At 52.9% G+C, this 19,914-nt stretch carries 16 protein-coding genes; 8 read left to right on the top strand and 8 right to left on the bottom strand.

The genetic code is table 11. The annotated features are described in order from the left end of the window. Nucleotides 1-78 precede the first annotated feature (78 nt). Nucleotides 79-1,401, bottom strand: coding sequence for an FAD-binding oxidoreductase (locus ACNRUY_RS21520; RefSeq protein WP_488113726.1), 1,323 nt, complete (start codon nt 1,399-1,401; stop codon nt 79-81). A gap of 216 nt (nt 1,402-1,617) precedes the next feature. Here ACNRUY_RS21520 and ACNRUY_RS21515 point away from each other — a divergent pair, with 216 nt between their 5' ends. Further along, nucleotides 1,618-2,850, top strand: a complete 1,233-nt coding sequence (locus tag ACNRUY_RS21515) for an OTU domain-containing protein (RefSeq protein ID WP_488113725.1) — start codon at nt 1,618-1,620, stop codon at nt 2,848-2,850. Nucleotides 2,851-2,891: 41 nt separating this feature from the next. Here ACNRUY_RS21515 and ACNRUY_RS21510 read toward each other — a convergent pair whose 3' ends face one another. The 3 genes from ACNRUY_RS21510 to ACNRUY_RS21500 form a co-directional block, all read right to left on the bottom strand. Next, nucleotides 2,892-4,037 (bottom strand): acyl-CoA dehydrogenase family protein, encoded by a 1,146-nt coding sequence (locus ACNRUY_RS21510; RefSeq protein WP_488113724.1) that lies wholly within the window; start codon nt 4,035-4,037, stop codon nt 2,892-2,894. A 121-nt stretch (nt 4,038-4,158) separates the two neighbouring features. Beyond that, on the bottom strand, nt 4,159-5,574 hold the full coding sequence (locus tag ACNRUY_RS21505; RefSeq protein ID WP_488113723.1) for an enoyl-CoA hydratase/isomerase family protein: 1,416 nt from the start codon (nt 5,572-5,574) through the stop codon (nt 4,159-4,161). 13 nt (nt 5,575-5,587) lie between these two features. Further along, nucleotides 5,588-6,793 carry an acetyl-CoA C-acetyltransferase gene (locus ACNRUY_RS21500; protein WP_488113722.1) on the bottom strand — a complete coding sequence of 402 codons (1,206 nt, stop codon included), beginning with the start codon at nt 6,791-6,793 and terminating at the stop codon, nt 5,588-5,590. Nucleotides 6,794-6,933: 140 nt separating this feature from the next. On the opposite strand from ACNRUY_RS21500, the gene ACNRUY_RS21495 reads away from it, so the two are divergent. Next, nucleotides 6,934-7,338 carry a hypothetical protein gene (locus tag ACNRUY_RS21495; RefSeq protein WP_488113721.1) on the top strand — a complete coding sequence of 135 codons (405 nt, stop codon included), beginning with the start codon at nt 6,934-6,936 and terminating at the stop codon, nt 7,336-7,338. A 64-nt stretch (nt 7,339-7,402) separates the two neighbouring features. On the opposite strand, the gene ACNRUY_RS21490 is transcribed toward ACNRUY_RS21495, so the two are convergent. From ACNRUY_RS21490 to ACNRUY_RS21475, 4 genes are read right to left on the bottom strand one after another with little or no spacing between them, the layout of a single operon-like run. Then, nucleotides 7,403-8,962 carry a long-chain-fatty-acid--CoA ligase gene (locus tag ACNRUY_RS21490; RefSeq protein WP_488113720.1) on the bottom strand — a complete coding sequence of 520 codons (1,560 nt, stop codon included), beginning with the start codon at nt 8,960-8,962 and terminating at the stop codon, nt 7,403-7,405. Nucleotides 8,963-9,020: 58 nt separating this feature from the next. Continuing rightward, nucleotides 9,021-9,938, bottom strand: a complete 918-nt coding sequence (locus ACNRUY_RS21485; protein WP_488113719.1) for an HpcH/HpaI aldolase/citrate lyase family protein — start codon at nt 9,936-9,938, stop codon at nt 9,021-9,023. Continuing rightward, nucleotides 9,935-10,420 carry a MaoC family dehydratase gene (locus tag ACNRUY_RS21480; RefSeq protein WP_488113718.1) on the bottom strand — a complete coding sequence of 162 codons (486 nt, stop codon included), beginning with the start codon at nt 10,418-10,420 and terminating at the stop codon, nt 9,935-9,937. The genes ACNRUY_RS21485 and ACNRUY_RS21480 overlap by 4 nt, the downstream gene beginning before the upstream one ends. Nucleotides 10,421-10,450: 30 nt before the next feature. After that, nucleotides 10,451-12,484 carry an acetoacetate--CoA ligase gene (locus tag ACNRUY_RS21475; RefSeq protein WP_488113717.1) on the bottom strand — a complete coding sequence of 678 codons (2,034 nt, stop codon included), beginning with the start codon at nt 12,482-12,484 and terminating at the stop codon, nt 10,451-10,453. Nucleotides 12,485-12,839: 355 nt separating this feature from the next. Here ACNRUY_RS21475 and ACNRUY_RS21470 point away from each other — a divergent pair, with 355 nt between their 5' ends. From ACNRUY_RS21470 to ACNRUY_RS21445, 6 genes are all read left to right on the top strand, one after another. Beyond that, nucleotides 12,840-14,396 carry an acetyl-CoA carboxylase biotin carboxylase subunit gene (locus ACNRUY_RS21470; protein ID WP_488113716.1) on the top strand — a complete coding sequence of 519 codons (1,557 nt, stop codon included), beginning with the start codon at nt 12,840-12,842 and terminating at the stop codon, nt 14,394-14,396. Further along, nucleotides 14,396-14,935, top strand: a complete 540-nt coding sequence (locus ACNRUY_RS21465) for an acyl-CoA carboxylase biotin carboxyl carrier protein subunit (RefSeq protein ID WP_488113715.1) — start codon at nt 14,396-14,398, stop codon at nt 14,933-14,935. The genes ACNRUY_RS21470 and ACNRUY_RS21465 overlap by 1 nt, the downstream gene beginning before the upstream one ends. Before the next feature lie 10 nt (nt 14,936-14,945). After that, complete coding sequence (locus ACNRUY_RS21460; protein WP_488113714.1) at nt 14,946-16,553, top strand: acyl-CoA carboxylase subunit beta; 1,608 nt, start codon at nt 14,946-14,948, stop codon at nt 16,551-16,553. Between the two features lie 54 nt (nt 16,554-16,607). Then, entirely contained in the window at nt 16,608-17,783 is a 1,176-nt protein-coding gene (locus ACNRUY_RS21455) for an acyl-CoA dehydrogenase family protein (protein WP_488113713.1), read from the top strand. A gap of 5 nt (nt 17,784-17,788) precedes the next feature. After that, a complete protein-coding gene (locus tag ACNRUY_RS21450) occupies nt 17,789-18,646 on the top strand; it encodes an SDR family oxidoreductase (RefSeq protein ID WP_488113712.1) in 858 nt (285 codons plus the stop codon). A 141-nt stretch (nt 18,647-18,787) separates the two neighbouring features. Continuing rightward, nucleotides 18,788-19,036, top strand: a complete 249-nt coding sequence (locus ACNRUY_RS21445) for a hypothetical protein (protein WP_488113711.1) — start codon at nt 18,788-18,790, stop codon at nt 19,034-19,036. Nucleotides 19,037-19,914 lie beyond the last annotated feature (878 nt).

Here is a 19,914-nt window from a genome sequence, read left to right as displayed (position 1 = left end):
AACAAAATACCTGTCTCGTTACCTCGGGTGGAAAAGGTTTCTTAAAACTCAACTCTTCTCAGAGGAGGCTTTTTTAGATCAAGTTTCTATACATTGGGTAGAGCAACACTTAATTTGAACAGCGCCGACCTTGCGGATTGTTGCATTCAACAACTTAAAGTGTGGATGCTTTTCATTCCAGGATTTCAATTTTTCAAGGAAGGTGTTCAGATGTTCAGGAGGAATAAAATATTCCTGAAGGATATCTTTGGTACCTTCAAGCGTATTCTTTAATCCTGCAACAGATTCTCCCATGGCATGATTGCGGGTTATGGTTCCATTTTGGGGTTCCAACCATAGGTATTCAGCTGTTGTTTTTAACTTACGTACGATCCAGCCTGCCAAGGTATCTTGTCTCATTAAGTTTACATAATAGCTTGGATCGGTATGAACGGGCTTCTTGCTTTCATCTTCCTGGGTTGCCAGCTTACCGGTGTCGTAATAATCGATGGCTAAAGAGTAATGAGATGGCCAAAGAATACCATTAACCGATACCCTTGCTGAATGCAGTGCTAATGAAGGGTTCTTGGAAACTTCATTAAAGTAACTGCAATAATTTTTTGTCTCTATTCTTGCAACTGTTTTCTTAAACAGGTTATTAGGCAACACCTTGAGTGTTACATCAGTAACAATGCCTACCAGGCCATAGGTGCCCAGTAGAGCCCTGAACAGATCGGGGTGCTTTGTCCTGCTGACTTCAAGATGGCGACCGTCGGTCAGCAAAACCCGCATAGAGACAACGGAACTTGATACGGGATTCCAGTTTACATCCTGACCATGGGCGTTCACGCCAAGAGAGCCTCCTATCGAAAAATCAGCATAAGACTGCATGGCACTGACACTCAAGTCACAGGGAGACAACGCTTTCTGAAGGTCGTGCCAGGTCACGCCTGATTGCACGGTTACTTCCCTGCGCTCCTTATCGATATTGATGACTCTATTCAAATCACGAATATTGATCTGAATAGCACCATCAGCAATGGTCTGCCCTCCCTGGCTGTAGCCTCCCCCCAGCAGGCTGACCTTGAGATTATTATTGCGGGCTTCTTCAAGGCGGTCCTTTATTTCTCTGACGGCAGGATCATCCCACTCTGCTCTAACAGATCCTTGCTCTTTTTGAAAAGCGCCAGCCTCAGTGATTCCAGGACGAGAACTATTCAGATCCTGAGGAGGTAAAGGCACTGTTGTTGAACTGAATTTATAAGAGCCAAGTGGTCGTCCGTTATCTGCGTCTCTCCCTTTCTCCCTTATACCTTGAGTACAATGCTGGCCAGGCATTTGATTGATCTCTTCGCCACCAGATAGCTTGGAGAGGTCTGGGTACAGAAGTTGTCTATTAATGCTGGAATTCACTGGATCCATTTTTCATTACCTCAACGAGTCTCAAAGTAGTGTTGCTGGAGGACGGCTCCTTTTAGTGGGGTCGGTTCTTAACAAGCCGCTTCAAAATATTGACGAATTATATGAACTGCAGACAACGGCTGGACTGACAGGCTGGTAAGTATGCCTAACCAGCGGATGCTTTAAGGAATTTGTTCAAGTAAGCTGAGGTCATGAAGCTCAGGGAAGGAGTTGATTATGCCGGTAGCAACGTCTTCAATCGGACAAAATGCTCAATTCGGGTGGCATTTGCTTAAGGAGTCACGGATTCCTGAAGGGCATGTATGTGGCTATGGTGTTACAGCAATACCCGGTAAAGGAATAATGGCGAAACCTTCTTCTTTTATAGAGTCCTCAACTAAATTGAATCCCCCTGATAACTGGCCGTTTGCCTATGAAGAGTTTCGCAAGGTCTGGTCTGAGGAAGAACTCAGTGACTGCGATTTGATTAATGCCCTGCAGTACGATGTGCTGCCGTTGAGTTTGCTGGATGGTCAGAATGACCGTCAGGCTATTCGCAAAACCGTGAGTCTTCGCCAATTAAAAGAGCATCTGTATTATAAAATGCTGAATAAGGTGCTCACCCCGGAACAGCGTCAGGGGTTTAACAGAATCAGGCAATCATTTTCTGCCCGGCAACTGTCAGACAGTGAGCTGCTGGGGGCTTTCAAGCATCGGGTTGTCGAGCCTGGTTTCAAAGTTGAGAGGTTAAAGCAACCGAAAGAGAGTCAGTTATTCATTGATCATATTCAGCAGCAGGCTCCCAAGAAGACTCTGGAAGCCTTTTATCGTTGTCTGGCAAAGGGCACGGCTCTGGCTGAAGAGCCTGAAAAGACCATTCGGCAGTATCGGCCCGGAAATAACAGCGAACTATACCGGGATTATCAGCAGAATTATATTCCTGTGTTGAGCCGTATGTTTCCCAAACGCAGATATGATCCAGTCCGCAGTGATGGTAATTGCTTTTATCAAAGTGCCGCCCGGCAAATGGTTGCGCTTACCGGAAAACCCGTCACCGCAAAAGGGCTTCGCAGAAAAATGCACTTGCAGGCGTTTCTGAATTTTCATCAACCAAACATCTCCCCCGGTTTCCAGAAAATCCTGCAGCTTGAAAATGGCGGAATGAGTGAGGAGAAGTTACGTCGTGCGGTAGATCGACGCACGATCATTACCCAGGCTGAGGCTCGCAAAGGTCTGAATCAGAACCATCTGTGGGGCGGCGTTGAGCATATTCCTCTATTGGCTTACACCGCTCAAAGGCCGGTGATTTTATATCGTCACTCCAGCCAGCGAATGGGGGAAGCGCCTGAGGCTATCTGCTACAACGGCCAGGGACTGTTATGTTCATTGAAGGACTTGAAAGGAGGTCCCCGGCCGATCATGCTGGTTCATAATGGTGTTGATCATTTTGATGGGATGGCTCCCCGCTGATCAGGTCGGGAGCGCTTATCGTAAGTCCGACAGGCTTCTGGTTACAGCTCCATAGCCCGGGCGATCACCGTTTTCATAATTTCATTGGTGCCCGCATAGATCCGGCTGATGCGCACATCCCGGTACATTTTTGAAATCGGGTACTCATCCATAAAGCCATAACCGCCATGGAGTTGCAGGCATTCGTCCACCACCCGGCACAGCATTTCCGAGGTCCAGTATTTACCTCCGCAGGCATCCGCGGCACTCAGCTTTCCTTCATTTACCTGTTCAATCATTCGGTCCACATAGGCAAAACCCAGGTCAATTTCGGTTTTCATTTCCGCCATTTTGAACCGGGTGTTCTGGAACTTGCTGATGGCCTGGCCAAAGGCGGTGCGTTCCTTGATATAGGTTTTGGTCAGATCCAGGGCGGTCCGGGCGCTCGCAACGGCATCAATACACAGGTTCAGTCGTTCAACCGGCAGCTTTTCCATCATGTAGGCAAAGCCTTTGGATGGATCACCCAGTACGTTGGCTTTTGGTATGCGGACATTGTCAAAAAACAGCTCTGCGGTGTCCTGGGATTTCATGCCCATCTTTTTCAGGGGCTCTCCACGGGAGAAGCCTTCCATGCCTCTTTCAACCAGGAACAGCCCCATGGCGTGAGGGTTGTCCGGATTGGTTTTGGCCGCTACCACTACGATGTCCGACAGAATGCCGTTGGAAATGAAGATTTTTGAGCCATTCAAGAGCCAGTGGTCGTCTTTCTCCACTGCATGGGTTTTCATTCCGGCCAGGTCACTGCCAGCGCCCGGCTCCGTCATACCGATGGCGAGAATGGCATCACCACTGATACAGCGGGTGAGCAGGCGCTGCTTCTGTTCTTCGTTACCATAGGTGAGCAGGTAGGGAGCGACCACCATGTTGTGCAGCCCGAGCATAAAGCCTCTTTCGTTGACCCGTGCCAGCTCTTCGCACATCACCACATCAAACCGGTGGTCGCCAATATTCAGGCCTCCAAACTGCTCCTCTGCCATGGGCACCAGAAAGCCGTTTTCCCCGGCCTTGTGCCAGAGGTCTCTTGAAATAATCCCGTCTTTTTCCCATTGCTCCTGATGGGGAACAATTTCTTTTTCCACGAAGGAGCGAAACGCTGAGCGGAACTGCTCGTGGTCTTCATTGAAGATGTCTCTTGGCATGTACATGACGGTTGTCTCGACTGTATTGGCTGTCTGTGATGACAGACCCTGGATTATTGTTGTACTTCAACGGACCCCACTCACCGCTTTCCCCTGGAAAGCTGACTATGAGTGGACCGTGGAGCATTTATGCAGAGAGTCCGTCCCTGAATATAAGCCCATTCTCCGCCATTTTCACCAGCCGTTCCGGAGGGGAAAATGGCGAGCCAAACTGTTGGGCCAGCTCCCTGGCCCGTGCAGTAAAGGCAGGCAGATCATACTGGTTGATAAACTGCAGTACCCCGCCGGTCCAGGCCGGGTAGCCTGCCTCCTGCAAAGAGTAGATGTTGGCCTCGCATACATGGGCTGGCACACCCTCTTCAAGACTGTGAACCGCCTCTATGGCCAGAATGAAGAGCAGCCGGTCCTTGATGTCCTGGATCTGGAAGGGAGCGCTGCTGTTCGACAGATTCGGATTCAGGCCAGCATCCTCTGTTGTGATCAGAGGGCTTGTGGAAAAACCCGTCAGGGCCGCGCCATTGTTGATGGCCGCCAGGGGGATGCCTTCTTCCCTCATGGCAACGGCCTGGTCTCTGTAAGCGGTTAACAGCCGGGTTTTGAATTGTTCGATGCTGTTGGAATCGGTTGATGACTGAAGCGCTTTGACGTCATTCCGCTGGAACCACCGGGCCTGGATCATGTTTTTGGAGATCTGGCCGGTCACCAGTTCGGTAAAGTAGCGACTCTCGATACGAAGGGCAGAATCAAAGTCCACCAGAGTACTCTCACTGGCGGCGGATAAAATGGCTTCCGGTGCTGGATAGCAGCCCTGTGTCTTCTTTCGGAGCAGGGCTGGCGCCACCATCAGTTTTGCCGCCATAGCCGGGGAGTTGGCCGTTCCTCCGGGAAGTTGGAAGCCTTTCTGATCCCAGGGCTGGACCGCTTCCGGATGCTGTTGAATCCAGTTTCTGGCCAGGGTGGTCAGTTGTTCGGGGGATGAGGCAAGCTGATGGATCAGGCCCATGTCACAGGCCTGCCTGGCAGAGAGAGTCGTTCCTTCCTGAAGCAGGGGTAACGCCTTTTCAAGCCCAAGCAGCCGAACCGTGCGGACAACACCTCCGGCCCCGGGCATTAAGCCAAGGTTTACCTCCGGAAGGGCCACTTTTACCGCCGGTTCATCCAAGGCTATACGCCAGTGGCTCGACAGGCAGAGCTCCCAGCCTCCGCCCATGGCCGCACCATTGATCAGGGATACCACCGGTTTGCCCAGGGTTTCCAGGGTTCGCATGGCTCTTTTGAACTCAAGGGTGTCCTGATAAAAAGCCTCTGCCCCGGGTTTATCCACAGAGATCAGCTCGTTCAGGTCGCCTCCGGCAAAAAAGGTACTTTTTTCTGAGCGGAGCATAACGCCATTGACGCTGTCGACTTCTGCCGCCAGCCGATCAATGGCTGCCCTGAAGTCTTTCCGGAAGCGGGCGTCCATGGTGTTGGCTGAGCTGTCCGGCCTGTCAAATACCAGGTGGACGATGGCCTGTTCATCTTTCAGGTAGCGTACGGATGTCATCGGTAATCCCCCATTAAATCCGTTCAATAATGGTGGCTATGCCCATGCCACCGCCCACGCAGAGAGTCACCAGTCCGTAACGCTGCTGTCGCTGTTCCAGCTCGTCAAGAACCGTACCCATAAGAATGGCTCCGGTAGCGCCCAGGGGATGGCCCATGGCAATAGAACCACCGTTGACGTTTATTTTTTCCATGGGTACGCCCATTTCCTGTTGAAAGCGCAATACCACCGAGGCAAAAGCCTCATTGACCTCGAACAGGTCAATGTCATCCAGGCAAAGGCCTGCCAGATCAAGGGCCTTGCGGGTAGCGGGCATGGGACCTGTCAGCATAATCGTGGGATCTGAACCGGACAGGGCTGTGGCTACAATCCGGCCTCTGGGCCTCAGGCCAAGCTTCCTACCAGCGGCTTCATTGCCGATCAGCAGCAGCGCAGCGCCGTCTACAATGCCGGACGAATTGCCCGGGGAGTGTACATGGTCAATCGTGGCCACCTGTGGGTATTTCTCCATGGCCAGACAATCAAACCCCAGTTCGCCCAGCCTGGCAAAGGAGGGCTTGAGCTTGCCCAGGGAGGCCAGGGAGCAGTCCGGCCGTACCAGCTCATCATGGTCAAGAAGGGTGATGCCATTACGATCCCTGACCGGCACCAGGGATTTCTGGAAGGCGCCCCTCTGCCAGGCCTCTGCGGCTTTATGGTGGGAAGCCATGGCAAAGCGATCGACATCTTCACGGGAAAAGCCCCCCAGGGTGGCAATCAGATCGGCCCCCACCCCTTGGGGCATATAGCCCAGCTTCATGCTGGTTTCCGGGTCGCCAAACCAGGCGCCGCCATCGGAGCCAATGGGCACCCGGGACATGGATTCAATGCCTCCGGCCACCACCAGTTGCTCCCAGCCGGAGCGGATTTTCATGGCGGCGGTGTTAACGGCTTCGGCGCCGGAAGCGCAGAAGCGGTTCAGGGTCACGCCGGCGACCCGGTCGTCCCAACCCGCCAGAATCGTTGCAGTTTTGGCAATGTCGGCACCCTGGTCCGCGACCGGGGAAACACAGCCCAGAACAACGTCGTCTACCAGGGCGGTGTCGAGGCTGTTACGTTCCTTCAGGGTGTTAAGCAGGTCCGCCACCAGGGTAACGGGCTTAACTTCATGGAGCTTCCCAGTGAATTTGCCCCGGCCCCTGGGGGTTCGGATGGCGTCGTAAATCAATGCTTCATTCATGGGGCATAAACCTCAGTCCTGTCTATTGTCGTGCTATTGTCGTAAAGAATGTTTTTCTTTTGCTATGGACATTGACATTCCCACCACTCTGCTATTCTGGGGTTCCATCTGAAAAAAAATGGATAACAAAGGCTGTCCTTATGAGTTTGAAAGCAAAGCCACTGGAAACCCGGGTTGAGGTTCTCGAAGAGAAGGTGGAGCGTCTTGAGTACCTTGAGGTAGCGGTGAAAAAAATCGCCGAGGTAACCGATCGCACCCACCATGTGCTTCTTGAGCATCAGCGGGAGACCCGTGAACGGTTTGCACAGCACGACCGGCGTTTTGAGCAGCAGGAGCGGCGTGCTGACGAGCAGGATAAAAAATTCAATGCCCTGCTTCATGCGGTATACGCAGGGTTCAAGCGCGCTGATGAGCGGTTTGAGGAAATCACTGCTGAAGTAAGGGAAGGGTTTCGGCAAACCGCCGTGGGTTTCAAGGAAACCAATGAGAGAGTTGATCAGCTCGAACTGCTGATCCGCCAGAGAATACCCAACTCTACTCATTGAAAACGGAGCCGCTATCACGGGTGGTTTAGATGTTAACCCCCGAGATAGCGGTTGGCCGGAGAGCTTAGTTGACACCACGGCCTTTCTGATCCCAGAACGGTTTTCTCAACTCATTTTTCAGAACCTTGCCCGCTCCCGATAAGGGCAGTGGATCCGACTGGATGCTGATGCTCCGGGGGCACTTGTAGTCAGCAATCAGTGTCCGGCAGTGTTCCATAATGACGGTCTCATCGGCACTGATGCCCGGAGCAGGAACCACAATGGCATGTACCTGCTCCCCCCATTTTTCGCTGGGCACGCCGATCACTGCGCACTGGGCCACAGAGGGATGCTTGTAGATGGCGTTTTCCACTTCAATGGAATAGACATTTTCCCCGCCAGACACAATCATGTCCTTCACCCGGTCGACAATAAACAGAAAACCGTCGTCATCCATGCGTCCACCGTCGCCAGTATGCAGCCAGCCATTGCGCAGTGTAGCCTCTGTGGTTTCCTCAAGGCCCAGATAACCGATCATGACATTGGGACCACGGAGGCAGATTTCCCCCACTTCTCCCGTGGGCACGGGCTGGTCATTGTCATCCAGAATCGCCAGCTCAACGCCAGGAATGGCTTTTCCTGCTGATTTCAGCCTGCCACTGAGAGGGCCTGAAGTGGTGTGATATTCCGGGGACAGCCCGGAAATAAAGGGGGCGGTTTCGGTCTGGCCATAGCCCTGATAGAAGCGGGTGTGGGGGAGTACTTCCATGGCTTTGACAATCACCGCTTCGGGAATGGGGGAGGCTCCGTAGATGACATCGGTGAGAGATGTCAGGTCAAACTGGCTGGCCTCCGGGTGGTTGACCACCATATTGATCATGGTGGGAACCACCAGTACCCGCTGGATCTTTGCCTCTTCCACCATTTTCATAAAGGCCACCGGGTCAAAGGCGGGCAGGAAGTAATTACTGCCTGCCACCATGGCGCAGGCATTGATCATGACGCCGTCGGCAATATGAAACATGGGGGCGGCATGGAGAATACGCTCGTTGTCGCCTACTTTAATAAAGTTGGATGCCTGGAGGGTGTTACTGACCAGGTTCTGATGGCTGAGCATGACGCCCTTGGAGCGTCCAGTGGTGCCTCCTGTGTAGTAGATGGCGGCAAGGTCATCATTGGCCCGGCGGGCATCTTCCACGGCGGGGGTCTTCAGAAGGTCGGAAAAATGAAGGAATGAGTGGGGTGCTTCCTCTTCTCCCATATAAATGACGTGCTTCAGCTCAGGAAGTTTTTTCAACAGGCCGGGAACCCGGTCTGCAAAGGTTTTATCCACAAGCAGAACCCGGCTTTCACTGTCCTGCAGCCAGAACTCGATTTCCGGATCGGCCAGTCGGCAGTTAATGGGAACACTGACACCACCGGCCCAGGGAATGGCAAACAGGCTCTGGTAATAGCGGTCAGAGTTCAGTGACAGGATGGCTACCCGCTCACCGGTGTTCAGGCCAAGTTGCTGAAGTCCGCCCGCCAGGGAAGCCACCTGCTCAACCAGCTGTTTCCAGCTGAGGTTTCTGCCATTCATGGAGGTGGCCAGTCCTTCCGGATTAATCTGGGCGGAACGTCGAATCAGCTGGGTCAGTGAAAACATAGCGCTATCCTTTGTTGTTATTTTTCTTGTTGGCTCTCTGTTGAGCGAGTCTGTTGAGTTATTGTGGCTGACTTTCTGACGGGGCATCGAGTTCTGTGGCCAGAGAGAGCACCCTCTGGGCCTGGCGTAAATGGGGTATGTCCAGCATCTGTCCCTGAAGACCAACGGTGCCCGCTCCATCCGCCTCTGCAAATGCCTGGATCACCTGCTCTGCGTAGGCAATTTCATCCGGAGAGGGGGTAAAGCATTCATTAATGATGCTGACCTGGGCCGGGTGAATGGCGATTTTCCCGGTAAAGCCTTCTTTTCGGGAGCGAACACAATCGTTTCTCAGCTTGTGGCTGTCCCTGAAATCGGAGCAGATGCCATCCACCGCCTGTAACTTTCCGGCGGCGGCAACCACCAGGCAATTGGCGCGATTCATCCGATGCACCAGAAAGTAATCACCGTTGTCGTCTATATTGGTGGAAGCTCCAAGGTCTGCTGACATGTCTTCAGCACCCCAGGTGATTGCCTGAAGCCGTTTACTGGCCTGGGGAAACCGGTGCTGGTTCAGGGTGCCCACCGCAGATTCAGCGACGCTCATTATCCGGGTGCTGCCGGGTTGAATACCGTGTTGTACTTCCAGGGCTGTGAGGTAGTTATCCACCGTTTGAAAATCACTAGCCGTGGAGGGTTTGGGAAGAAAAATGCCCCTGGGTCTGCCTTCCATGACCGCCACAAGGTCCTGCAACAGGTGCTCAGTGTGCAATGCATTAACGCGCACCCAGAGGCCGGGCAGGGAAGGATTTGACTGGCAGGCGCTGGAGTACTCTTTCAGAAAACCGGTGACCCGGGTTCTGGCCTCCGGCTTGTTGGCCTCTGTGACCGAGTCTTCAAGGCAGAGGATCAGGGCATCGGCGCCGCTGGCCAGGGCTTTTTCCTGTTTTTTCCCGCTGTCCCCGGGGACGAACAGCCAGGATCTTGGCTGTTTCATGACGGAACTCCCCCACTCTGCCGGGCGGTTGTGTGAGCAGTTTTGTGCAGGAGCGCAATCCGGATGATGGAGCAGACCTGTTCATTGCGCTGGTTGTAAACAGAGTGTTCAAAGGTAACGATGCCGGCGTCGGGGCGGGATTTACTCTCCCGTTTATCCTTGATCAGCGTTTCCACCCTGAGGGTGTCGTTGATAAAAACCGGTCGGGGAAACTTCATCTCTCCAAATCCCAGGTTGGCCACCAGAGTACCCAGAGTAGTGTCTTCTACAGAGACACCGCAGGCGAAGGAAACGGTGTACATGCTGTTGAACACCCGTTGTCCAAATTCAGTGTTTCTGGCGTATTCCTCGTCCAGGTGCAGGGGCTGTGGGTTATGGGTAATGGCGCAGAACAGAACATTGTCAGCTTCTGTGACCGTTCTGGACAGGTTGTGTTTCAGGGTCTGTCCCACTTCGCACTGATCAAAATAGAGTCCAGGCATACTGTTTTCCTTTTCTTATTCTTTTTATGGCTAAACGGCTTGGTATTCTTTTTCAATGCGCCTGGCCAGATCCATAAAATAATCCATGGCTCCGGGGTTGGCGCAGGCCCCCAGGTTGACCGCCTTGTTCACCGGGACGCCAGACAGTAGCTTTTTCACCGGTATTTCCTGCTTCTTCCCGGACAGGGTGTAAGGTACCGATTCAATGACGTATACCTTGTCGGGTACATGACGGGGTGAACAGTTTTCTGAAAGAGTGTGTCGTATGGCTGTCAGCAGTTCATCGTCTAAGGAGACGTTGTCATTGAGCACCACAAACATCGGCATAAAGGATCGGGCACTGGAGAGCTCCAGGTTAATGATCAGGCTGTCCCTGATGCCCTTAATGCTTTCGACGTTGCGGTAGATTTCCGAGGTGCCGATGCGAATGCCGTGGCGGTTCAGGGTGGAGTCGCTGCGGCCGGAGATGTAGCTGCCACCGCGCTGGTTGAAGATGATCTGGTCTCCCTGGCGCCAGATTCCCGGCCAGGTGTCAAAGTAACTGCTGAGGTAACGTTCATTGTTGCGGTCATTCCAGAGATACAGTGGCATGGAAGGCATGGGGCGGGTAATGACCAGCTCTCCGTATTCATCCACGACCTTCTGTTGATTATCGTCATAAGCGCAGGCATCGACCCCCAGGCAGGGAGCCTGGATTTCACCGGCATAGACCGGCTCTGTGGGCACGCCGCCCACAAAGGCCGATGCCACATCGGTGCCGCCGCTCATGGACACCAGGTGGATATCCGGGTGCAGATTCTCATAAAACCAGGCGAAATTTTCCGGAGAGACCGGTGAGCCGCCCATGGCAACTGTGTCCACCCTGGACAGGTCAAACTGGCCTTTGGGTGAATAGCCCAGCTTGATCAGGCCGTTGATGTAAGTGGGGCTGATACCGAAGTAGGTGATGCCACAGCGCTCGGTCATATCCCAGAGACGCTCCGGACCCGGATAAGTTGGACAGCCGTCGTAGACAACCAGGGCACTGCCGGAAGCAAAGCCCCCGATCAGCATATTAAACATGGCCCAGCCTGTGGTGGTAAAAAAGAACTTCACGGAATCCGGGCGCAGATTGTCGTGGAGCCAGGCAAATTTCACCAGTTCCAGCAGTACCCCACCCTGGCTGTGAACAATGCCTTTGGGCATGCCGGTGGTGCCAGAGGTGTACATAATCCACAGGGGGTGGTCAAAAGGGACCTGCTCAAAGGAAAAGTGTTCGTAGCTGGCATTATTGCCCAGGGCTGTCTCCCAGCTGCTGATGCTGACAGGGGATGAAGGCCGGGGTGGTTGAGGTGATGCGGCATCCAGCCATGGCAGATGGATCACATGGCTCAGGCTGGGTAGCGCTTCAATAATCTGGTTAACCTCATCGGACCGGTCAAAGGCTTTGCCATTGTATTGGTAGCGGGTCATGGTCAGCAGTACTTTCGGCTCAATCTGGCTGAAGCGCTCCAGCACACTTTTCGCCCCAAAGTCCGGAGAGCAGCTGGACCAGATGGCTCCGATACTGATGCAGGCAAAGACCGCCACAATGGACTCAATGGAAATGGGCAGGTAGGCAACGACCCGATCACCGGGCTTAACCCCCATGGCCCGCAGGGTGGTCGCCAGTCTGGCTACCTGGTCTCTGAGTTCATTCCAGTTGATCTGCCTGGGCTCAAAACATTCAGACTCGGCAAAGACGGCGGTTCTTTCCAGAGGCCCCAGGTCGCCCTTTCCCAGGAGGTACTGGGCCATGTTCAATTGGGCCCCTGTAAACCATTGGCTGCCCGGCATGCTGTCATCAGCCAGGGCCTGGTCATAGGTGGTTTCGGGAGCAATCTGGTAGCACTGCCAGACGGCTTCCCAGAAGCGTCCAATGTCGTCCACAGACCATTGCCAGAGGGACTGGTAGTTTTCAATATCAAGGTGATGGTGCTGATTCACCCACTGGATAAAGTGAGTGAGGCCGGCCTGGTTGATCCGTTCCCTGGAAGGGCTCCACATCCTCTGTCCAGCGGTTGTTTGAGCCGTCGTTATTGCCATGGCCACCCTTCCTGTCCAGGTTCTGTCCTGGCTTATTTTATTGTTATTTGTATTCGTTATTGAGCGAGCCTCGATTATAGCAGTGGTTCGGATTCGGAAGTCAACCGTGTCATCGGGTTTTGCCTGATAACTTGCAGTTATTGGTTAAAGAGTGTTTAAAAAGCAACATTTTGTCGTTTTTTTATCCCGTTTTAAGGGGGGATAGAGGTGGGGCACGAATGGGGCTCGACTGGAAAGCGGCCTTAAGAAAAATCAGTTGTTATTTTATTGAGTCTCGCTCATTATAGGTCGCCAATGCAGGGTCTCATCAAGAACAAGAAAAAGAAAAAAAATAAAACATCATAAAGGTCCTTTTATGAACACCGCCATGCCCAGCGGCCCTTCATCCGGAGCCGCATCACCTCCTTCCGAGGCGTCTTCAGAAAAGCCGCTCTTCAAAAAAGTACTGATTGCCAACCGGGGAGAGATTGCCCTGAGGGTTCTGCGTGCCCTGCAGGCAATGAAGATTTCTTCAGTGGCTATTTATCATCACAGTGACCGGCACTCTCCGGTGGTTCTTCAGGCCGATGAGGCAGTAGAAATTGTTGGTGACAGCCCCAGCGCCGCACACCTGGATAGCACACAGATCATTGGTATCTGTCAGAAGCTGGGGGTGGATGGGGTGCATCCCTGCTATGGGTTTCTGTCAGAAAACGCTTCCTTTGCCCGTGACCTTGAAGCCGCGGGGGTTACTTTTATCGGGCCTTCCCCTGAGGTTATTGAGCTGATGGGCGACAAAATTACTTCCCGTAATTTTGTGGCTGACCAGGGCTTTCCCGTGCCGCCTTCGGTCAGTATGTCCCCCGATGAACCCGGTTTTATGGAAGCCGTTGCGGATATGGGGTATCCGCTGGTGGTCAAGGCTTCCGCCGGTGGCGGTGGCAAGGGAATGAGCATTGTCCACTCCCGGGATGAACTGGAAAGTACCCTGCGGGTAGCCGGCTCTGAGGCAGAAAAATACTTTGGTGACCGGCGGGTTTATGTGGAGCGCTATTTTCCCAGTGCCCGCCATATTGAGGTTCAGGTTCTTGGAGACGGGGAGCAGGTGATCCATCTAGGGGAGCGGGAGTGCTCCATTCAGCGCCGTTTCCAGAAAGTGATCGAAGAGGCGCCTTCTCCGGCTTTGCAGGGGGAGCTGGGAGCAGAGCGCAGGCAGGCTATTTGCAATGCCGCCGCGGGTATTGCCCGGGCTGCCAATTATGCCAGTGCCGGTACCGTTGAGTTTCTGTACACACCGGAAGGGGAATTTTTCTTTCTGGAGATGAACACCCGAATTCAGGTGGAGCATCCGGTGACGGAGATGGTTTACGGGGTGGACCTGGTGGCGGAGCAGATTCGTATTGCTGCCGGGCAGGGGCTTTCCCTGAAACAGGATGAGGTTATCCCCAGGGGGCACGCCATTGAGTGCCGGATCTGTGCGGAAGATGCTTTTAATGATTTTATGCCGGAAACCGGACGTGTCCTTTTTCTGAAAGAGCCCGGTGGTCCCGGAGTTCGCTTTGACAGCGGGCTTTACCAGGGGCAGGAGGTGACCACAGCGTTTGATCCGATGCTGGCTAAGCTGGTGGTCCATGGAGCAACCCGGGATGAGGCCATTGCTGGAGTTATTCAGGGGCTTCGGGAGCTGGTGTTGCTGGGGCTGAAAACCAACAGTGAATACCTGATCCGGATTCTGGAACACCCGGCGTTTGTGAAGGGCGAGTTTGATACCTCTTTTGTGAATCACTACTCCGGGGATCTGAATCCGGCAGTGCTGGATAACTCCCGGTTACAGGCCCTGTTGTCAATGGCTCTGCTTTCAGACCGTAACATCCGCCTTCTGGAAGAAGCGACACCTGACCTTTATGCCGCCATTGGCCACTGGAGGAACTGATGCAGCCCAAATATACCTTTGAAAATACCCGCTATTCGGTGACGCCTGTTCGCAGGGGGGATGTCAGAACCCTTGAAATCAGTGGTGGTGAGTTCACTGGCCGGCGGGTGGAAGCCCGTATCCGCTGGCTGGATCAGCATCAGGCAGAGCTGACCGTCAATGGTCAGGTCAGGCAAGTCTATGGAGCCCAGGATGGCAATAACCTCTACATCCACCTTGATGGTCAGGCCTGGGAGCTGGAAATTGTGGATGAGTTCAGCGAGGCCCGTTCCGCCGGTGGTGGCAGTGAGTCCGGCCAGGTGAAAGCGCCCATGCCGGGAGTGGTCATAGAAGTCAGTGCCCGTGAAGGGGATGATGTGAAAGAAGGCCAGGTGCTGATGTTGATTGAAAGCATGAAGCTGCAGATGGAGATCAAGGCCGGTCAGTCCGGAACGGTGGGCAAGCTCGGGGTGGATGGCCCCGGTGCCAGCTTTAACAAGGGGGATATCCTGGCGGATATTGTGCCAGCCACTGATGCCAGTGGCTCTGAGCCAGCTTGAGGAAGACGCTGTGAGAAGAATCGAATCCAGGTTGAATACCCGATCCGCTGAGTTCAGCCAGTACCGTGAGCACAACCTGAAGGTGATGGCTGAGTTTCGCCAGAAACAGCATGATGCCCGTTATACCCGTCCCCAGAGGGATATAGAGCGACTGCAGAAACAGAACAAGATGATGCCCCGGGACCGTCTGGAGCTGTTGCTGGATCCCGGTACTCCTTTTCTGGAGTTTTCCTCTCTGGCCGCCAACCGGGCCTATGAAGGCAGTGCTCCTTCAGCCAGCTGTATCACTGGTATTGGCATCGTAGGGGGACGGGAAGTGGTGATCAACGCCAGCGACAGTTCCGTCAAAGGCGGTGCCTGGTACCCTCTGTCCGTAAAGAAAATCATCCGCGCCCTTGAGATCGCCATTGAGAATCACCTTCCTGTGATTCATATGTGTGACAGTGCCGGAGGTTTTCTTCCCCTGCAGTCTGAATTGTTTGGTGACAAATACATGGCTGGCCGGATCTTCCGGAACCAGACCCAGCTGTCCAAAATGGGCTGTAAACAGTTATCACTGGTATTCGGTCATTGCACGGCGGGTGGCGCTTATATTCCGGCGCTGTCGGATTATTCGGTAATTGTGGAAGGCACCGGTGCGGTGTTTCTGGGAGGCCCTCCCCTGGTAAAAGCGGCAACCGGTGAAGAAGTCACTGTTGACGAACTGGGTGGTGCCCGTATGCACACCTCCGTTTCTGGCACCTGTGATTATTACGCCAGCAACGAGCGGGAAGCCATTGCCATCGGCCGGGAAATCGTCATGCAGTGGGAGCAGAAACCCAAGTTTGAGTTGCAGCGTGAAACGCCGGAGGATCCCTATTATGATCCGGAAGAGCTGTACGGGATTATTCCTGACGATATTAAAAAGACCTTTGATATGCGTGAGGTGATTGCCCGGCTGGTGGACGGCAGTCGTTTTTCTGAATACCAGCCCGATTATGGGGAAACCATGATCTGTGGTTTTGCCAATATCTGGGGCTACAAGGTCGGCATTCTCGGCAATAATGGGGTACTGTTTAACGACAGCTCCCTGAAAGCGGCGCACTTTATGGAGTTGTGCAACCAGAACCGGGTGCCTCTGGTCTTTCTTCAGAATATCACCGGCTATATGGTAGGTCGGGAGTATGAACAGCGGGGCATCACCAAGGATGGCGCCAAGATGATTATGGTTCAGGCCTGTTCGGAGGTTCCCAAATTTACGGTGATGACCAACGGCTCGTTCGGGGCGGGAAACTATGGGATGTGTGGCCGTTCTTTTGATGCCAGAACCCTGTTCAGCTGGCCTCAGAGCCAGATTTCAGTGATGGGCTCGGATCAGGCGGCCAATACCCTGGTGACCATCAAGCTGGCTCAGCTTAAACGACAGGGGATAGAGCCGGATGCCCGGGAGCTGGAAGAGATCCGGGCTGAAGTCCTGGGTAACTTTGAAAACCAGACCAGCGCCTATTACACCTCATCGGAAATCTGGGATGATGGGATTATCGACCCGGTGGATACCCGTAGTGCTCTGGGCATATCGATCAGTGCTTCCCTGAATGCTCCTTTTGGGGATGCCCGTTATGGTGTATTACGACTGTAAGTCGCCGTCATCAGAATACCAAGCTCAAAAGAATAAAAATATGAGGAATAACCCATGACCGCCAGCCAGTTTAATCTTACTCCTGACCAGCAGAACCTGCTGGACCATGCGGACCGTTTTGCCCGTGAGCAACTCTACCCCTATGCCGCGAAAATGGACAATGAAGAGTGGTGGCCTGAAGAGGTCTTCCGGCAGTTTGGCGAACTGGGTTTTCTCGGGGTCACCATTCCTGAGCAGTACGGTGGGGCAGGGATGTCCATGATGGAAGCCGGGTTGATCCTTCAGGGGTTCTCCCGCTGGAATCATGCCCTGGCGCTGAGCTTGGTGGCCCATGACAATCTCTGTGCCAACAATATCTACAACAACGGCAGTGAGTACCTGCGGGAAAAATACCTGCCAAAACTCTGTTCTGGAGAATGGGTGGGCTGTCTGGGCCTGACGGAGCCCGGTGCCGGCTCCGATGCATTGGGTTCCATGAGAACAAAAGCGGTTCGGGATGGGGATGATTACATTCTCAATGGCTCCAAAATATACATTACCAATGGCCCAGTAGCCGACGTGTGTCTGGTGTATGCCAAGACGGAACCGGGGAAAGGCTCGAAGGGCATTACGGCGTTTGTGGTGGAAACCAGCTGGCCCGGTTTCAAGGTGGCCCAGAAGCTGGAGAAGATGGGCTTCAGGGGAAGCCAGACAGCGGAGCTGGTGTTTGAAGATCTCCGGGTGCCGGTGAAGAACATTGTGGGTAAGGAGCATCAGGGCCATCAGGTGGTCATGAGCGGTCTGGATTTTGAACGTTCCATGATTGCCCCGATCAACACCGGAATTGCCGAGCGGGCTCTGGAGCTGGCCATTGATTATGCCGGGACCCGGAAGCAGTTTGGCCGGACCATCGCCAGTTTCCAGATGGTCCAGTCCCGGATTGCAGATATGTACGTCTGGGTGGAAACCATGAAGACTTTCTGCTGGAAAGTGCTGGCGGAAGTGTCGGAAGTGGACGAGACCCAGGCAGGAAGAGGGGAGATACATGCGCGTACCGCTGCTTCCGTTATGTACTGCGCCGATATGTGCAACAAGGTGCTGGACAACTCGGTTCAGGTGCATGGGGGAACCGGTTATATCTGGGAGTCGGAAATCAACCGGCTGTTCCGCTCAACCAAGCTGCTGGAGATTGGTGCGGGAACCACGGAAGTGCGCAAGATGATTATTGCCGGTGAATTATTGAAGGGGTGAATGTGATGTCAGAGACCCCATCCTCTTTTGGGCTGACGGATCAGCAGCTGTCAGAGCTGCCCACGGCCTTTTCCTCAGGCAGTTTTACCGGCAAACGGGTGTTAATCAGCGGAGGTGGCAGTGGTATCGGAAAAGCCACTGCCTGGCTGCTGGCCAGGCTGGGGGCCCGGGTGATCATTTGTGGCCGCAACCGGGAAAAGCTGGATCAGGCTGCGGCCCCCATGAGGGAGTCTGGATTGGATGTTGCTGTCCGAACACTGGATATCAGGAATCCTGAAGGCGTACAGACCTTTTTCGATGAGGTCTTTGGGGAGCCGGGCGGACTGGATGTTCTGATCAACAATGCCGGAGGCCAGTTTCCCCAGCCAGCCATGGACTTCAGCCCCAATGGCTGGAAAGCGGTCATTGATAATAATCTCAATGGCACCTGGTTTATGATGCAGGCGGCGGCACAGCGCTGGCGGGAGCGTCAACAGTCTGGAAATATTATTAATATTGTCACTGTGATTGACCGTGGCATGCCCGACCTTGCCCATACCTGTGCGGCCAGGGCCGGGGTGATTTACGCTTCCAAAACCGTTGCTGTGGAGTGGGCCCAGTACAATATCCGGATCAACTGTATCGCGCCGGGTATTATTTCCTCGGAAGGGATGAGGGTTTATCCGGAAGAGGCGGTGAAAGCCTTTCCCCGTTCAAACCCCATGCACCGGTTTGGTTCCGCCTGGGATATTGCCGAAGCCTGCGCCTACCTCGGGAGTGATGCATCCCGGTTTATGACCGGTGAAGTGATGACCCTGGACGGAGGCGGGCGGTTATGGGGGGAACTCTGGCCTTATAAGAAACCGGGGTATTTTCAGGAATAGCATTTTATCTTTCGTAAAGTGTCCCTGAAAATGACCATGTTGTCGTCGGTATTTTCCCTTGCCAACTGGGGATGAAGGTCTACCTTTAACGGACTGTTTTTGGAAACCAGACAGCCTTGTTGGCTGGGGTAGACTGCCGTAATGCCGGAATACATCGAAAAAGAAGAGTTTGAGGCTTTTCAGACCCATGTCCTGAACCAGATCAAGGATATTTTTACCCTGTTTAATCGACAGCAGGCGTATATGGAAAGGCACCTTGAGTGTACGGAAAAGACCCAGAAGCATATGGATCACTTTATGGCCCGGATGGATCATTTATGCCAGTTTATCCAGAGTGTTTCTGATTCGGTTGATAGCAAAGATAAAAAGAGTGAGCAATCCTGTCATTAAAGAAGGTTGGTGAAATGTACAGGCATCTGTTTTTTAAGATAGTCTGTGTGTTCATTTTTATATTCAGCTGATAATGATTTAGGTATTTATTTATAGGATGATTGTGTGAAAGAAATGCTGGTTTTTAGGGTGGAGTGTTTAAATTAAATCTAAAGAATTGAATGAATTTTATCAAAAAAGTGTTTTTTAGAAAGTTGATTTTAATGATCTGTTTCGTTAAATAACAAAAATGCACCTTCTTCCTTTTCTAAAGTTTCTGTTGCAGATCAGATAATAGATAAATTGATTGGTTTTGATAATGTGAGTTTTGAAGATCAGTTTCTGTTAGATGCTCTCTGTAATGTAATTTAAAAGGCTGGTGTGTTTCAGGATGTTGGTGCCTTTTTCGTTAATGGACGGCATGATTAAATGATTCCGGTAGGGCAGTTAAGGTGTTATCACGCTATGTGGAACGATGCTTTAAAAAAATAAAGGTAGTTTTTCAAGGTGGTATTGTTGGGGGGCGGTATGCTACTGGTCTTATATGCGGTTTTGGGCGTGAATGATGGGGCTGTTTGTCTGTATGAAAGCAAATGATTATGCAAAGGATCTGTGTTGTGTTTTCCAGATGTCCGTGGGATTTGGTCAGTACCTTTTATGGGGTAGATACCGGCTTTTCAATTAGGTAAGGGAGGCGCTGTTCAAATTAAATGTTGCTAACATGGTCTATACTCCCTGAGCATGAGAATTGTCGTGTAAAGTGGAGTTCCAGCCATGAAACCTCAGCAATTCCAAGACATCCTGAAGTCCATACCCATGATGTCCCCAGAGCAGATCGGTGTCCTCCATAAAACTCTGCCGCCCTCACCCATTGCCGGTGATGCACAAGGTATTTCCGG

The organism is Endozoicomonas sp. Z74, from assembly GCF_057680865.1.
This window is presented reverse-complemented; position numbering and strand designations above follow the sequence as displayed.

Excerpts from the sequence above, each read along its gene's own strand:
- ACNRUY_RS21465 (WP_488113715.1), top strand. The coding sequence starts at position 14,396 with ATGCAGCCCAAATATACCTTTGAAAATACCCGCTATTCGGTGACGCCT.
- ACNRUY_RS21450 (WP_488113712.1), top strand. The coding sequence starts at position 17,789 with ATGTCAGAGACCCCATCCTCTTTTGGGCTGACGGATCAGCAGCTGTCA.
- ACNRUY_RS21500 (WP_488113722.1), bottom strand. The coding sequence starts at position 6,793 with ATGAATGAAGCATTGATTTACGACGCCATCCGAACCCCCAGGGGCCGG.
- ACNRUY_RS21480 (WP_488113718.1), bottom strand. The coding sequence starts at position 10,420 with ATGCCTGGACTCTATTTTGATCAGTGCGAAGTGGGACAGACCCTGAAA.
- ACNRUY_RS21510 (WP_488113724.1), bottom strand. The coding sequence starts at position 4,037 with ATGTACATGCCAAGAGACATCTTCAATGAAGACCACGAGCAGTTCCGC.
- ACNRUY_RS21505 (WP_488113723.1), bottom strand. The coding sequence starts at position 5,574 with ATGACATCCGTACGCTACCTGAAAGATGAACAGGCCATCGTCCACCTG.
- ACNRUY_RS21445 (WP_488113711.1), top strand. The coding sequence starts at position 18,788 with ATGCCGGAATACATCGAAAAAGAAGAGTTTGAGGCTTTTCAGACCCAT.
- ACNRUY_RS21470 (WP_488113716.1), top strand. The coding sequence starts at position 12,840 with ATGAACACCGCCATGCCCAGCGGCCCTTCATCCGGAGCCGCATCACCT.
- ACNRUY_RS21455 (WP_488113713.1), top strand. The coding sequence starts at position 16,608 with ATGACCGCCAGCCAGTTTAATCTTACTCCTGACCAGCAGAACCTGCTG.
- ACNRUY_RS21515 (WP_488113725.1), top strand. The coding sequence starts at position 1,618 with ATGCCGGTAGCAACGTCTTCAATCGGACAAAATGCTCAATTCGGGTGG.
- ACNRUY_RS21520 (WP_488113726.1), bottom strand. The coding sequence starts at position 1,401 with ATGGATCCAGTGAATTCCAGCATTAATAGACAACTTCTGTACCCAGAC.
- ACNRUY_RS21490 (WP_488113720.1), bottom strand. The coding sequence starts at position 8,962 with ATGTTTTCACTGACCCAGCTGATTCGACGTTCCGCCCAGATTAATCCG.
- ACNRUY_RS21485 (WP_488113719.1), bottom strand. The coding sequence starts at position 9,938 with ATGAAACAGCCAAGATCCTGGCTGTTCGTCCCCGGGGACAGCGGGAAA.
- ACNRUY_RS21495 (WP_488113721.1), top strand. The coding sequence starts at position 6,934 with ATGAGTTTGAAAGCAAAGCCACTGGAAACCCGGGTTGAGGTTCTCGAA.
- ACNRUY_RS21475 (WP_488113717.1), bottom strand. The coding sequence starts at position 12,484 with ATGGCAATAACGACGGCTCAAACAACCGCTGGACAGAGGATGTGGAGC.